This window comes from Cognataquiflexum aquatile (assembly GCF_003316845.1).
GTDB lineage: Bacteria > Bacteroidota > Bacteroidia > Cytophagales > Cyclobacteriaceae > Cognataquiflexum > Cognataquiflexum aquatile.
Window position 1 is genome coordinate 353,272 of sequence record NZ_QMIK01000004.1, and the last position, 15,198, is coordinate 368,469.

14 protein-coding genes are annotated in these 15,198 nt (G+C 42.9%); 3 read left to right on the top strand and 11 right to left on the bottom strand.

What is annotated here, in order from left to right; all coding sequences use genetic code 11:
* Positions 1–68: 68 nt before the first annotated feature.
* The 7 genes from DQW11_RS13100 to DQW11_RS13130 form a co-directional block, all read right to left on the bottom strand.
* Positions 69–770, bottom strand: coding sequence for an SGNH/GDSL hydrolase family protein (locus DQW11_RS13100; protein WP_113924522.1), 702 nt, complete (start codon positions 768–770; stop codon positions 69–71).
* A 7-nt stretch (positions 771–777) separates the two neighbouring features.
* Positions 778–1,821 carry a S66 peptidase family protein gene (locus DQW11_RS13105; protein ID WP_113924523.1) on the bottom strand — a complete coding sequence of 348 codons (1,044 nt, stop codon included), beginning with the start codon at positions 1,819–1,821 and terminating at the stop codon, positions 778–780.
* A 59-nt stretch (positions 1,822–1,880) separates the two neighbouring features.
* Positions 1,881–2,345, bottom strand: a complete 465-nt coding sequence (locus DQW11_RS13110) for a DUF6036 family nucleotidyltransferase (RefSeq protein WP_113924524.1) — start codon at positions 2,343–2,345, stop codon at positions 1,881–1,883.
* A complete protein-coding gene (locus DQW11_RS13115; protein WP_113924525.1) occupies positions 2,326–2,511 on the bottom strand; it encodes a hypothetical protein in 186 nt (61 codons plus the stop codon). The genes DQW11_RS13110 and DQW11_RS13115 overlap by 20 nt, the downstream gene beginning before the upstream one ends.
* Positions 2,512–2,614: 103 nt before the next feature.
* Positions 2,615–3,919, bottom strand: coding sequence for a D-alanyl-D-alanine carboxypeptidase (locus DQW11_RS13120; protein ID WP_113924526.1), 1,305 nt, complete (start codon positions 3,917–3,919; stop codon positions 2,615–2,617).
* Between the two features lie 5 nt (positions 3,920–3,924).
* Positions 3,925–4,305, bottom strand: a complete 381-nt coding sequence (locus DQW11_RS13125; RefSeq protein ID WP_113924527.1) for a DUF423 domain-containing protein — start codon at positions 4,303–4,305, stop codon at positions 3,925–3,927.
* Between the two features lie 3 nt (positions 4,306–4,308).
* A complete protein-coding gene (locus tag DQW11_RS13130; protein ID WP_113924528.1) occupies positions 4,309–4,983 on the bottom strand; it encodes a YggS family pyridoxal phosphate-dependent enzyme in 675 nt (224 codons plus the stop codon).
* A gap of 35 nt (positions 4,984–5,018) precedes the next feature.
* Here DQW11_RS13130 and DQW11_RS13135 point away from each other — a divergent pair, with 35 nt between their 5' ends.
* Positions 5,019–6,569, top strand: coding sequence for a GH3 family domain-containing protein (locus DQW11_RS13135; protein WP_113924529.1), 1,551 nt, complete (start codon positions 5,019–5,021; stop codon positions 6,567–6,569).
* Entirely contained in the window at positions 6,566–7,204 is a 639-nt protein-coding gene (locus DQW11_RS13140) for a LysE family translocator (RefSeq protein WP_113924530.1), read from the top strand. Before DQW11_RS13135 ends, DQW11_RS13140 begins: the two co-directional genes overlap by 4 nt.
* Before the next feature lie 391 nt (positions 7,205–7,595).
* Here the strand turns inward: DQW11_RS13140 and DQW11_RS13145 are convergent, their stop codons facing one another.
* A complete protein-coding gene (locus DQW11_RS13145; protein ID WP_232826742.1) occupies positions 7,596–9,236 on the bottom strand; it encodes a hypothetical protein in 1,641 nt (546 codons plus the stop codon).
* Positions 9,237–9,239: 3 nt separating this feature from the next.
* Positions 9,240–10,442, bottom strand: coding sequence for a hypothetical protein (locus tag DQW11_RS13150; RefSeq protein ID WP_113924531.1), 1,203 nt, complete (start codon positions 10,440–10,442; stop codon positions 9,240–9,242).
* 567 nt (positions 10,443–11,009) lie between these two features.
* Between DQW11_RS13150 and DQW11_RS13155 the strand changes: the two genes are divergently transcribed.
* On the top strand, positions 11,010–11,669 hold the full coding sequence (locus DQW11_RS13155; protein WP_198669896.1) for a hypothetical protein: 660 nt from the start codon (positions 11,010–11,012) through the stop codon (positions 11,667–11,669).
* 384 nt (positions 11,670–12,053) lie between these two features.
* On the opposite strand, the gene DQW11_RS13160 is transcribed toward DQW11_RS13155, so the two are convergent.
* Complete coding sequence (locus tag DQW11_RS13160; RefSeq protein ID WP_113924532.1) at positions 12,054–14,228, bottom strand: penicillin acylase family protein; 2,175 nt, start codon at positions 14,226–14,228, stop codon at positions 12,054–12,056.
* Positions 14,229–14,280: 52 nt separating this feature from the next.
* A complete protein-coding gene (locus tag DQW11_RS13165) occupies positions 14,281–15,144 on the bottom strand; it encodes an alpha/beta hydrolase (RefSeq protein ID WP_113924921.1) in 864 nt (287 codons plus the stop codon).
* Positions 15,145–15,198: the final 54 nt, after the last annotated feature.

The window sequence follows — 15,198 nt, forward strand, 5'->3', positions numbered from 1 at the left end:
AGGTTACCACTCTTTTGATTGGAGATTTTACCCTTCAGAAAGTTAAAAAGTCCTAAATACGATTTTCTTTAGAAGGTCATATCAGTGATAATCACTTTTGCCAGTTTCTCCGCCCAGGATTTGTAAACCAAAGCACTTGGATGGAGTTTGTCTTCGACAACCATTTCAGGCAATGCGCCGATTTTCCTATACTCTTCCGTGATATCGATGTAATACACGCCCAATTCTTTGGAAATTCGTTCCTTGGCCATATTGTAAGCATCAATTTCCTTGGCTACTTTTTCCCTGTCTGTACCCCTGTCAGTTGCAAAAGGAGTAACTCCCCAATCGGGAATGGAAATAACCACGACATGCTTTGGGTTTCCTTTTGCAAATCGAATGGCTTTGGTCAGCATTTTCCTGAATTCAGTCTCGTAATCAGAGACCGGCCGCCCTCTGTATTGGTTGTTGACTCCAATCAAAAGCGTGACCAAATCATAGGTTTTTCCTTGAATCCCTGCTGATTCAATACCTTGATCCAATTCGTCGGTCGTCCACCCTGTTTTTGCTATGATGGTTGTTTTTTCAAAAATCAGACCTTTTGATTTCAGGATTTCTACAGCTTGGTTTGGGTATCTTCCTGATTCTTCGACTCCCTCACCGATTGTATAGGAATCCCCCAAAGCCAGATAGGTGTATGTTTTTTCTTCCATTATGTCTGTTTTTTCTTTTTCTATGCAGCCTAGATAAAGGCCTGAAATCATCAAAATGATGAGTGCGACTGGTTTCATGTAAAGATTATTTAGATTTAAAAATACCTTCAGTCAAGGTAAATGTCCCTGCATCAGCATCCATTTCTACATTTGCGCCGCAGGGAACAATAAACTGCTTGGCAACATGCCCGATCATCGCACCCCGGTAGGAAGGGATATTCAGCGGAAGAATGTAATCATCCATGATATCATCCAAAGTCAATGAGCCATATCCGCCGCCGGGATTGCAATCCGTACATTGCCCAAAAATAAATCCTTTGATCTTGGCCAATGTCCCGTTGAGTTTTAATGTGCTAAACATCCTGTCGATTTTGTAAGGATCTTCTCCGATATCTTCAACAAAGAGGATAGCATCTTTGAAATCAGGATAATAAGGTGTCCCGGACAAGGAACTCAACACCGTCAGGTTTCCTCCCAAGATCTTTCCTGAAGCTTTTCCACCGATTAAAGTCTGAATCCTGTTTTGCTTTACTATCAAATCATCTCCTTTGATTTGTTCATTTTGGAATACAGGCAATGTTTTGTCAAAGAACAGTTTTTGAAATTGGCTTACATTGAAATTGTTCCAGCTTCCGGTACCGTTAGGTCCGTGGAAAGTGACCAAACCTGTCTGTGAATGGATGGCACAATGTAAAGCGGTTATATCTGAATAACCCAAAATCGGTTTTGGGTTCTTTTTGATCACTTCATAATCGATCAGATCAAGAATCCTCGCAGCGCCTGAACCTCCCCGAATGCATATGACGGCTTTGACTTCCGGATCGGCAAACATTCCGTTGAGGTCATCCGCGCGCTCCTGATCTGAACCTGCAAGGTGTCCTCTCCGGTTTTTGAGGTTTTCACCCAGTTTGACCTGAAGACCCAAAGCTTCCAAAGACTCTTTTGCAAATTCAAACTGAATACGCTCTGAGGTAGCCGCAGAAGGACTGACCAAACCAACCATATCACCTTTTTCAAAAGGATTTGGAAAAAGTTTCTTTTTTGGGTCTTCTGATTTGGGTAGGAATGAAACAAGAGGTAAAGTACCGACACCAAGGAGGGCTGATTTTATAAAGTGACGTTTGTTCATTTATATTTCAATAGTTAATGGCTTATTTAATCACAAAAAAATAAAAAGGATTTGGACTTTTATTGAGGGAGTTGATTCAATTTTTCCAATTCTTCAATATCGAGTTGGTCTTTAGGTCTGTTTACTGCCTTTTTTGATGCAATTAAGTTATTGTAATCGAGGAAGAAAACAGGTATTTCTTCTACCATTACCACCGTAGCCAATTTCCAAAGTTCGTCAAATGGTATGTTTTCCAAACCTTTGACCTCTGTCATAATATCCAATCGCATTCCAGAATCCAAACTAAAATCCGTCCATCCAGGTACAAATTGTAAGATTTCAATTTGTTTAAAATCACCAATTCCGGCATCCTTCAAAGCTTTTCTTAGGTTATTTCGGTTTTCAACTGAATCCTTGATGTAAATATCAATGTCCCCTGTGTTGCGGTTGAATCCATAGATATTTACAGCGAATCCGCCTATTGTCAAGTACTTGACTTGGTTAATGTGGAATTGTCTCCAGATATCAACTATTTGACTGATCATTGTTTTTTATTTTTGTCCCATTTTTGACCAGGAAGGAAATCTCTAATATTGCCATCAAACGCTCAAGCCGTTCCAAATAGGAAAGTGACTTCACTTCTGCAATCCTTTTGGCTTCCTTTTCTTCAGGATTGGAGTAATTGAGCTTGCCGGATTCTTGATTTTTCATTTTGAAAACATTTGAGACCAAATCTCTTTATTCTAAGCTAAGGAATAGTGGCTTTTTTTCCAAGATAAGGTAAACCCTTGATCAGAAATGGATGGTGCCTATTTCAGAAATTCTCCTTGATGTACAGCATCACTTTTTCCATTTCCCTTCTCACTTCGGGTGCTTTGTTGAGGTAGTTGTTATTCATAAAGGCAAATGCATAAACCTTTCCCGAGTCAACTTTGATATAGCCCACAAGGCCGTGGTTGTTGGCCACGGTACCTGTTTTTGCAAAGATGTAAGGAGTTCGTGCTTTGTAATTGTTTTTTAAAGTGCCGCTGATGCCACCTTGCGGGAGGAGTTGCATTACTTGATTCCGGGGTATCTCTTTTTCTATTTTGACCAAAAGGGAAACCATCGACCGCGGCGTAATCAGGTTATGCCGGGAAAGTCCCGATCCATCTACCCATTTTGGTCTGTCAGCAAGATCCGACAAATAAGTTTTTTGAATGTATTCAATGATTCTCTCCGAATTGAGTTCCAAAAACTGTTTGTCAGACATCATCAAGAGCAGCTGCTCGGCAATGAAATTGTCACTTTCCTGAAGCATTTCTATCCAAAGCGGTTCAAGGGCTCCTCCATAAAAAACCTGATGATCCATTGGGAGACTTTCATCCACAACAGTGATGTTTTTTTTCAATTCTTCCCCAGCTAAAAGTGAGAATGTCTTAGCCGAAGTGATAAAAGGGATTTCAGACTTGGTTTCTGTATAGGTGTCGGGATTGAAATAAAAGGCATTCTCATGCAATTGCCTTTCTACGCCTTTGTTTGTTTTGTCCGGGTTGACGGAGATTTTCCCAAAAGAAGGGATATTGGCTTTGGGAACCTTCTTTTGGTTGGTGAAAGTGACAAAATTTCCATAGATGGGAAATGGGGATTTTTCGGCAGAATAGGAATAATAATAATCGTCCCATTGCCAACCGTAGCCAAAAGCTTCGTCTTTCCAGTTTTTGTCAGAGAATTGGATGGTTTCATATTTTTGAAGGGATCCATCGATATCAGGTTGTGGTAGTTTACTGTATTTCCATCCCGGATAGCCTGTTCCCCAAATGGTAATTTGCTTTCCGTTTTCTACATAGCGGAATGCAGGTAGGCTGTCATTCAGCATCATGATGCTTCCATAAAAAGTCAGGAGTTTTGTGGTGGAAGCCGGGATGAAATTCATGTGGCTGTTTTTTTCAAAAATGACCCTTTGGCTGTCCGGTTCAAAAAGAATGAATCCTGTCAGGTGGTTGCCAAAAAATGATTTCTCATTGAGAAGACTATCCAAGCCTGCATATTTAGCCCTGAAATCAGCTTCCTGTCCCCAAAGAGGGGAGAGGAAGAATAATGCGAGGAATAAGGGGAGGATGGTTTTTTTAATATCCATTGAAATCAGATTCCTTGTTTTTTTCCTGCCCAAAACAAAAACAACCAACCCACAATAAACGCAACTCCGCCCAAAGGCGTAATGGCTCCAATCCAAGTGATACCGGTCAGTGAAAGGACATACAGCGAACCTGAAAAAATTAGGATTCCTATTAGAAAGGACCACATGGCTTTCACTAATATTTTTCTTTCTGGTTGAAAATGATACCAAACAGCTACTGCCAACATGGCCAAGGTATGGTAAAAATGATATTTGACGGCCGTTTCAAAGGTATCCGACCTTCCATTGGATTCCAAAATCGGCTCCAAACCATGTGCCCCAAAAGCACCTACTCCCACTGCCGTCGCGCCAACAATCGCCGCTATCTGAATAAAATTAACTTTCATAATCTATTTGTATTCTCTTTCGCCAAAAATGGCAGTTCCGATCCTGACCATGGTACTCCCTTCTTCCTGCGCAATGATGTAATCCCCACTCATTCCCATAGAAATCTCTCTCAGGTCAAAGTTTGACGTAAGTTTTTTGGTTTTTAATTTATCGAAGATAGATTTCAAATTTCTGAATTCCTCCCTTACAGTATTCTCGTTGTCGGTAAAAGTTGCCATGCCCATCAAACCCACAATTTTCACATGGGAAAGAGATTTTACGGCTTCACTTTGGACAAGTTCCTCCAATTCCTTTTCGTCGAGACCAAATTTACTTTCTTCTTTGGCGATGTAAACCTGTAGTAAACAATTGATAACCCTTCCTGCTTTTTCGGCTTGTTTGTTGATTTCTGTTAGGAGCTTCAGAGAATCCACGCCATGGATCAGGTATATGAAGGGTGCGATATACTTTACTTTGTTGGTCTGTAGGTGTCCGATAAAATGCCACCGGATATCCTTTGGAAGCGCAGCCTGTTTTTCTTCCAATTCCTGTACTTTGTTTTCGCCAAAATCCCTGACCCCAAGTTCATAGGCTTCGAGGATGGTATCTGCCGGATGGGTCTTACTGACAGCCACCAATAGACAGTGGGGATTTACAAATGTATTTTTTAATGATAGGAGGTTTTCTTTGATACCCATTCTGTAAATTTGGCAAAATCAACGCAAACAAAGATATGGCGATATTGGGTACATTGCTAAAAAAAGGTATCAGATTAAGGGATTCTTTGGTTCAGGAATACAGTTCTCCATTGGACCTTCAAAAAGGGGAACTCAAAAAACTACTGATCAAAGCAAAGGATACTGAATTTGCCAAAAAGTATAATTTTGACCTGATTTTAAAGGAGTTCAAGAAAGGGGAACATGATTTTTATACAGCATTTACCAAACAGATTCCCATATACAATTACAATACGATCTACAGTGAATGGTGGTATAGGCTCAAAGGTGGAGAAGAAGACATCACATGGCCGGGAGCAATCCGGCATTTTGCATTGACTTCAGGGACCTCGGGTGCCGCTTCGAAATATATTCCCATTACCAAGGATATGGTAAAAGCCATCCGAAAAACCGGAGTCCGTCAGATTTTGACCTTATCCAAATATGACCTTCCTGACAAATTATTTACCAAAGGGATTTTGATGCTGGGGGGAAGTACAGATTTGGAATTCAATGGGACGTATTTTTCGGGGGACTTAAGCGGAATCACCACCGGAAGATTGCCGATATGGTTTCAGCGGTTCTATAAGCCGGGGAAAAAAATCTCCAAAAACAAAAACTGGGGAGAAAAGCTGGACCAAATTGTAGAAAAAGCCCCGGATTGGGATATTGGCATCATCGTCGGCGTTCCGGCTTGGCTTCAGATTTTATTGGAAAAAATCATTGAGCGGTATAACCTCAAAACCATCCATGACCTGTGGCCAAATCTTCAGATTTTTGTCCATGGTGGGGTTTCCTTTGAGCCTTACAAGCAGGGTTTTGAACGATTACTTGAAAAGCCTCTGATTTACATGGAAACCTACCTGGCATCGGAGGGATTTTTGGCATTTCAGGCGATACCGGACAGTAGGTCCATGCGGCTTGTTCTAAACAATGGGATTTTTCATGAATTCATCCCTTTCAATGAAGAGAACTTTGACAGTGAGGGCGAAATTCTTCCCCATGCCAAAACGCTTAAAATTGACGAAATAGAAGAAGAAACAGATTATGCCCTGCTCATCAGTACCTGTGCCGGGGCATGGCGGTACCTGATTGGGGACGTTATCCGGTTTACTTCCAAAGAAGAAAGTGAGATTTATATCACAGGCAGGACCAAGCATTTTTTGAGCCTTTGTGGCGAGCACCTTTCTATGGACAATATGAACAAAGCCGTGGAATTGGTTTCTGAAGAAATGAACCTCAATATCAGGGAATTTACCGTTCTCGGTTTGCCTCATGGGTCCTTGTTTATGCACCATTGGTTTGTCGGTTCTGATGACGAAGTGGATCATGCCGCACTGCTAAGTCAGATTGATGAGAAACTGAAGCAACTCAACGACGATTATGTCGTGGAGCGGAAGCACGCCCTGAAAGAAGTGAAGCTGACGGTGCTGTCTCCTTCTGTTTTTTACGATTGGCTCAGATCCAAAGGAAAAGAAGGAGGACAGAACAAATTTCCGAGGGTATTGAAAGGGGAGAAGGCGGAGCAGTGGCTCGGATTCTTAAAAGAAAACGGCATAAAAATATGAATCAGGCGCTTTGGGAAGGAATCAGCATGGGGCTGGTACTGTCGGCGATGATCGGACCGGTATTTTTTGCGCTGATCCAAAACAGCCTTGAACATGGATTTAGGTATGCCGCTATTCTTGCCTTGGGGATTTTGCTTTCCGACCTGATCTATGTCCTGATCACGTATTTTGGGGTGTCCCTCTTTGCTCAGAATCCCTACTTTGAGATCATCCTTGGGTATGTCGGTGGGGCGGTGTTGGTGGGATTTGGGATTTCTACCATTCTCAAAAAAAATAGGAACAGACCGAATACCGGCGGGATACCTTTGCCCAAAACCAAAAAAAGAACCGGGTTTATGAAAGGATTTGGGATCAACGGGGTCAACCCATTTGTCATGCTTTTTTGGATCTCCATCGCCGGATTGGTCAACCTCAAGCAAGAGTACCAAAGGATGGATATTTGGCTGTATTACACCGGGATCTTGCTGACGGTATTCTGCATCGACCTGCTCAAGGCATTTATTGCCAAGCAGCTTTCGGGTTTTGTTACCCCAAAACTGATGACCAAACTCAATATCCTGGTGGGATTTATCCTGATTTTCTTCGGAAGCAAACTGGTAAAGTTTGCTTGGGACAAGCAGGTTTTGATGGGGTAGGAGATTTAGAGTCAATTTTAAGAGGTGTTTTTCCAAGAATCCAAGTTAATCCCTCTTGGTGGAAAATTGTTTGATCCTGTTGGGGCCGTGGGTAATAAAAACCATTTTTTTCCATAGGTTTCACCTATGGCTATTGAGAGGTTTGACCCCTTTGGGGTCGTTAAGAATTAGCAGGATTTAAAACTTCCAAAGGAATTAGCCCATTGCAATGAAAGAATTGACCCATTTGGTGTCATTGTTTTTGGACAACTTTAATAATTCCCGACCATGAAGTGGTCGAACTTTTCAATAGCCCCCGGTGCAACCGGGGGTAAAAAGGACAAAAGTTAGATGGCAACAACCCTGAAAGGGTTGAACCCTTGATGGTAATTCTTAGATTTTTTCTTAAGCTCTATTCCACTTCCACATCAAAAGCCCCGTTGACGATTTTTCCATCGATTTTTACCTGTACCCAAATCCTGTAATTGCCGGGTTGGGGAAAGGCATAGGGGAAGCTGACCATGCTGTGTTCGATGTGATCGGGATCGGTTGGGTCGGGATGGACCATATTCCCCATCAGGAGACTGTCCCGTTCCTTTTCTGGCATTTGGTTCAAAACTTGGATCACACCATCGATGCTGTCAGGAAAGCTCAGCCCTGACGGCAAATTTTGCATGCCTATTTTGCCTGATTCAAATCTTTCGAGCAGCATCTGTTGCGAACCCATGGAATAATTGCCTGTAGGATGGAGGTGGATGTACACAGACCCGTCGTGTTTCAGGACTACCGCATGACCCATCATGCCGAGATAGGGTTCAAGCTTGGCAGCATTTCCTTCCGGATCAAAAAGCGCAAAATCAAGATTATAGAGGGTGCCAGTTTCAAAGTTTTCTCCATCAGTTTCCCAAACTGCTGAGTATCCTCCCGGCAAATCGGTTTTGATACCGGGTTTGCCACAGATCATGATATCCCCATCCAATGAGGTCTTTTTACCCGAAACAGGATTGGAAAAGGTATAGGTATCGTCCCGTCCCAATACGACATCTGTATTGGATATGAGCTGGAAATTTGAATTTTCTGGAATAGAAAAATCTGAAATGATGGTTTCTGAAAACCCTGTGAACCGGGTGATATCCGCATATACATGGTAATCGCCTGCCGGGATGGGAGGTAGCTTTACCTTGAAATTCAAGGAGTCCAACCGCTTAGGGTGCAGGTGTGCAAACACATCCAAATCTCCCTTTCTGATCAAAAACAAATGCATCAGCTTGCCGTGGTCGGGGACTATCAGACTGAGCTTTCTTGAGGTTTTGCCTTGCTTGAGGGTAGCGGTGTCTATTGCGAGGTGAAGGTAATTTTCCCCGGCTGCCGATTCAATTCGCGAATTGGCTTGGATGGGTTTGAAAAGGTAGTCGTTGTATTTTTCAGATTCTGAATCCCACCAGGTTTTTCCTCCCCAAAGTACCAAGAGCATGATGACTGACCCGATGGCAATGCCATATTTTCTTCTTTTGTCCACAGCAGGGTTTCTTTCTTTTCCCGGATCCCGGATGCTGTCACTCATCGCTGAGGAGATGATGGTCACCATCAGGATGACCAAAAATATCCCCAGAATTGTCAGCGGAATGCCCAACTCGGAGGTCATGGAATTCTTGGCTGTAGGCCAAGCCATGACCGGAACGATCGCTTCAAAAGTTTGCCCATTGGCCTGCATCATCACCTGAACACTCGAAGTTCCCGAATTCATAAACCACAATTCGCCTTCATATTTTCCCGGTTCTCCGGGCACCGCCACCATGGGGTCGGCTTTGGGAGTTCCTTTAAGGCCGGCAGACCAATAAACAGGACGAACCTCAAGGGTAATATTTTCAGGATTTTCGGGAATGATGATGGTCACCCTCGCGATTCCGGGGACAACTTCAGCCGGTTGGATATTGGCGAGGATGCGGTAAGGGCCGAGAAGACCCTCATAAATGACTCCTGGACTTCCGATATGGCTGCTCGACAAATACCAAAGCAAAATGAGAATAGGCAATACTGATTTTCTTTTCATAATCTATCTTTTCACCTGCTTCATCCAATTGCCCCAAGAAAGCCCGACTCTCGAAGTCAGGATTCCAATACCCACAGCGATTAAGAGACCTTTGATCAGATCCCAACCATAGGTAGAGAAATTGGGGTTGAACTGATACCTGAATTCATAGCTTGGATTGGCAAAATAAGGCCAGGAGAACCTGCCAAAGAACCAACCCCTGCCGATTTCAGAAATCAAAACTTCAGAAAAGTACCATTGTACCGGGGTAAAACAGACAACGAAGATCAGGGAAAGCAGGACTGCCAAAAGCCACTTGTTGGAATTTCTCCATTTTTCGATGGCATAGTCAATGGCAATCGCCGGCACAATCAGGAGAATGGGAAAATGAAAAGGCTGGAACCTTGTGATGTAATTGAAAACCGGACTGAGCTTGGGTTCGGCGGGAAACAAAGGCATAATCCACACCATTGCTGCCATGACAAAGGTATATATCAATGCCATTTTGGTCGCTGCAAATCTATATGGAGAGGCAAATGATATGGAAATCAAAAAAAGCGGAAACATCAAAGCGGCGATCTGATACGGCAAAACCCCATGCAGCATATTCAAAAAGAAATACTCAGACACCAAGGTATAGACCATCACCAACAAAAACCCTGCGGACAACGCGTACATCCATTGGAGGTGGGATTTGGTGCGGGCATCCATTTTTTCTCCCAATTTATTTTGGGCTGCAATCACCGAAATCATGGCGCCGAATTGGATCATCATCATCCCGAGCCCCAACAAAGCATGGGGTGGAGAGAGGATTTTTACATCAAGACCATAGGTATTGTGCCACCAATCGTCAAAAGGAGCGGAGGTCAACATCGCAAATGCGCCCCATACGCAAAACATCGCTCCCAAGGAACCATGGAAAATCCCCCAAAATCTGATGCTTTGGGACTTTTCTTCTTTGGAACCCCAAAAGCTGGTTTTCAACACCTTGATCCCCGAAAATACCCCCGCAATCACTGCACCCAAATAAATCAGAATATGGGGCGGAGAAAACAAGCCATCCCGGCCCACACTCATGTGCCATGAAATGTCCCATTGCAATCCCACCGCGATGCACAGGGAAGCAAAAACGGTCGCATAGACATAAGTCGGAATCACTCGGGTGACCGTGGCGGTGTCAAATGCTGCCGACTCAGTCAGGGTGGTGGAGGTGAAATTTTGGTTCATAAAAGTCTGATTTGGTTCTAAATATAGAAGTATTGATCCCTAGATAGAAATATTCCGATATTAAATTTTTCAGGCAAATTGATAAAACTGCCTCCTTTAGATACAGGTTTCCAGGAAATTGGTTTGGATGAAAATTTTGCCTATCAAAAGATCAATCATGCCTTGGTCGTAATTTGAAATTACGCCTTCCTATCATTTTGAGTTTTATTCCAATTTCTCAAAGTTAGATCAAGATTTATCCATGAATTCCAATTCAAATTGGAGAAATAAAAGGGTATAATTTCAAAATAAACCAAAGGTTTGGAAAAGCTTGGTAAATAAAAGGGTGAGTGAGTTCTTCTATGAAGTGGGGGGACTTGGGAAGTACCCCCTTAGGCTTTGGAAGTACCTCTTTTGACGGAATGAATTCAATTAAATTTCCAACCTAGAAATCATAAAATTCTTTAATAGTCAGCACTACAAATTTCAATAGGATCCAACCTAACAAAGGATACTTTCTGGCGTTTCACGAGCATGGACTTGCCGAACACCATTCTAAGAAGTAGGCTAAATTCAACACAAAGAAAAATGCAAAAAACGAAATTGATGGCGATTGTTATCCTGACAGGTCTGATAAGTGCTGCCTGCACCAAACCTGCAGAGAAAGTCGAGGAAGATACTCAAACTGCAACACTTACCAATCCTGAAGTACAAAGTGTGATCGATGAATTGGGTTTGGTCTATGTAGAGGAAGGTGCACAATATATCATTACCTATGATGAAGTAAATGCTGCCCAGCAGGCTTGGTGCGATGCTTTGGTCAAAATCGGTCAAACCAAAGAGGAGGGCGGAGATTACAGGAAAGTTGCAGAACAGGTTTTGTCAGAAGCATATAATTACGATTATGGGAAGGTATTTTTCAAACCGACCCTGGCATTTGGTGACCAGACTTTCAGAAATGATAAAAAAGGTGCCCTGTCTTATTTTGTCGGCGGAGATCCGGATTTTCCCAACGACAAAGGATTTGCCCTTACGCCTTGGGTAAAAGCCAGGTATGACAATGCCGGGTCCGACAACCAAGGTATCCAGATATATGGTTCTGTGGCGATTACAATGGGCAATGTTTGGGTGACTGATAAAGAAGGCAATGAAACGATGGTTGAAAAAACCTGGGTCTTCAAAAAAGGAATAGACGGAAAACTTAGAATTATCGTGCACAAATCTTCTCTTCCATTTAACCCTAGCTAATATATAGATTTCGGCTTCAGATGAAATAATCAAAAATCCATCGAGGTGCTAAAAGTCCAAATATCATCCAGAATAAAAAACCACATTCATGTAAATGAATGTGGTTTTTTTTTGATCCAAAGAGTATAGCAGTATGGTGAGTGATTTGGCCTTTGAAGTGGGGGATGCCTGGGAAGAACCTTTTTTAGTCAATTTGGACCGGACCGTTTGGGGTCTAAAATAATCGTGTTGATATTCTTTTTTCCATGATTTTCATCCCTTTGGTTCAACCGGGGAAACAGGACCGAAGAAAGGTCGCATCAACCATGAAAGGGTAAAATGTTTTGAGAATTTTGACAAATAACTTTCCCCTAACTTTCTACGAAGAAAATTCGCAACTGAAAACTACTCCCTCATTCCCGGCTTATACTTCTTCCTCGCATTTTTAAGCACATCTTCCCGATAGAAACTGACGTCTTTGAATTCGCCTTTGCTGTATCTTTCTGCCTGATCGACAAAGTGGGGAGAGAAGGGATTGCCGCTTTGACCGCCGGCAAGGAGGCTTTTTGCTTTGACTTTGTCTCCAAATTCGACTACTGCCACAAAGCTGTTGCCGACATTTCCGTACCATTTCTTTGTATTGGGATATGCCCTGCTGCCATACGCCGCCAATGAACCCCAAAGGGAAGAATTATAGCCGATGGGTAAGCTTGGGAGATGGTCATCGTACCTTCCCTGGATGTCATTGGTAACCCGCTGAAACCTGTTGATCTCTCCCCAAGGGGTATTCCATGTTCCAAAATCTTCCACCAATTTGTCCACGGCTTTTTCAAAAGCGGTGATCTTCATACTATCAGGTGCTTCTTTGGCAAGCAGATCAAAGACATAAGCATCCCAAGGTCTGTCCATATCTTTGGCTTCCATCAGGAGTTGGTTTCCCCAAAATACCGCCAAGGACGTTCCCACAGAACTCACTCCGGTATTTCTATCCCAATCGGAAAGTACTTCCATAGGCTTTTTTAGCTTTCCCTTTCGTGGATCTGTTTCGGGCAGATTCCCATAAGTCTTCTCCAAAGAAGGGATCAAAGGTTCAAATGCCATCAACTTAGGGTCGTAGGCAGTGGCTATCAACGATTCCAAAGTGAAATCTTTTTTGCCGGTCAAAACCCGCACAGCATTCAGTCCCCGTGCATTTTCCACATCCCAAGCCATGTAAGCAGGAAAGCTTTCCCTCTTTGGAGAAAAGGGTCCGGCCGCGGTAAAAGGATCTGAATTACAGTTTTGGATCCATCCGTTTTCAGGATTTTCGATCAAAAGCATTTCCTCGACTTCATGCAGCCCTTTCCAATCTGTGGCCGGATTGCTGCCGTCGACGGTATTTCTCCAATCAAATTTCGGGTCTCTTTTTGGAACAAAATTACCGTGGTAGTAGACAATATTTCCCTCCTTATCGGCATAGACGGTGTTGTTGGAGGAGTTGGTTTTGAGTGCCATGGTGGCTTTGAACTCCTGGTGGTTTTTGGTTTTTGTTCTTGAAAATGATTGGATCAGTGCTTTTTCTCTTTCTACCATCAGGGCGATGGCGATCCATTTTCCGTTTTCTACCTTGATTACCGGGCCGTGATGGCTGTAATAGGCTGTTATCGAGTGCTCTTTGACCTGATCTCCCTCTTTGTATTTGAGTTTGATCTCTTTTTCAGTCAGTGGCAGCCACTTTTTCCCAAACTGATAATGGTGTTTTCCTTTTCTATTTTCTACAATCAGTGCATAATGGTCTATCGCGTCGGCTTTGCTGGAAGTATGCATCCAACCGTTGTATTCATTGAATCCCTGGTAGATAAAAAACTGCCCCCAAGTCACCGCGCCGTAGGCATTGAGTCCTTCTTCGCTGACCATGTGTACTTCAGGACGGAAATAAAAGGAAGTGTGTGGATTGATCAAAAAAAGCGCATTTCCGCTTTTCGAAAGTTGGGGTGCGATGGCAAAACCATTGCTGCCTCTTGGTTCAGTATCCCAATCCCTTTCCTCCAACACAAGATCGGAAAGCATTTCTTTCCCATAAAATGACTTGAGTCCGTTGGTGGAAATGGTTTCAATATCTCCGCCGATGCTTCCTTCGCTGAAAGTCAAAGCCATCCAAGGTTCGAATTTTGTGAGTAACTTGGGTTTGACTTCAGGATGGGTATGCAGGTAATAATTGATCCCGTCGGCCCATGCGTTCATCAATTCTTTGAGCCAGTCAGGGGAGTTTTGGTATTCGCTTTTGACTACTTCTTCGTCGATATACAGCTTCATTCTGAAATCCTGGAAGAGCATATCACTTCCTTCCACCTCGGCCATTCTTCCCATGGCATTGATAAAGTTGACTTCGACCCGGTTGAAATCGTCTTCACACTGGGCATAGACCATCCCAAAAACCGCGTCGGCATCAGTTTTGCCATAGACATGGGGAATGCCCCATTGGTCTCTGATGATTTCAGTATTTTGGGCCCTTAGCTGCCATTTTGAAATATCGTTTTGGGAGAAGCAGAGTAAGCTAAGGAAATGTAGGGAAATCAGAAAAAACCATCCTTTTTTCATAATTGCGATTTTGGGAAATTAAGATAAATAAAATTGGAGTGTTTGCTTGGCATCAATCTACATTGGCTTTGGCAAATACACTGTTAATGAAAAGCATGTGGAATGGGAGAGCCTCCGTCCAATACTGCCAGGTATGGGCACCCGGTCTTTCGGTATATTCGTGGGGAGTTTGGTTTTGAAGAAGCAGTTGATGGATTTGTCTGTTTGTTTCTATTAAAAAGTCATCCACCCCACAATCTATGATCAGGGAAATCCCATTTTGTTTCATCCTATCGACAAGTCCCACCACCGTATAGTCAGTGAAGGGGGAATCATATGTGATTTCCCCCAACATTGCCTTTTGACTTTCATAACGAAGTTTTCTGAAATCTTCTGGTACTTTCCACATTCTGGTGTCGATGTTCATCAGACCACTCATACTTCCAGCCGCAATAAATAATTCCGGGTGCTTTGCACTCAGCATCAATGAACCATGTCCACCCATCGACAGGCCTGTGATGGCCCTTGAATTTCGGTCATTGATGGTCCTGAAGTTTTTATCTATAAAAGGGATCAGTTCTTGGATGAAATAAGTTTCGTACCGTACCGAGTCTAATAATGGGCTGTCATAGTAATAGGAGGACGGCCCCACACCCGGAGTGACGAAAATGACTCCGTATTGATTGGCTAGATTTGGTAAAAGATCGGGTTGGGTAGTTTTTTTGTGCCAATCCGAAAAACTTCCGGAACCACCATGGAGCAGATAGACAGTTGGATAGGAATTATTGCCACGGCTATAACCTTCAGGTGTCACGACAGCAGCTTTTAAGGTTTTGTTCATGGCCTTACTGAATACCTCGATTGTATCCACTTGGGCAAAGATCGGGATTTGGAAAAGAAGCCATATCCCAACAGCCACAGAAATTCTTTTGATCATCATGATGGTAGGTTTTTTTAAAAGTACTTTGTAAAAAAACCAAATCAAATAATT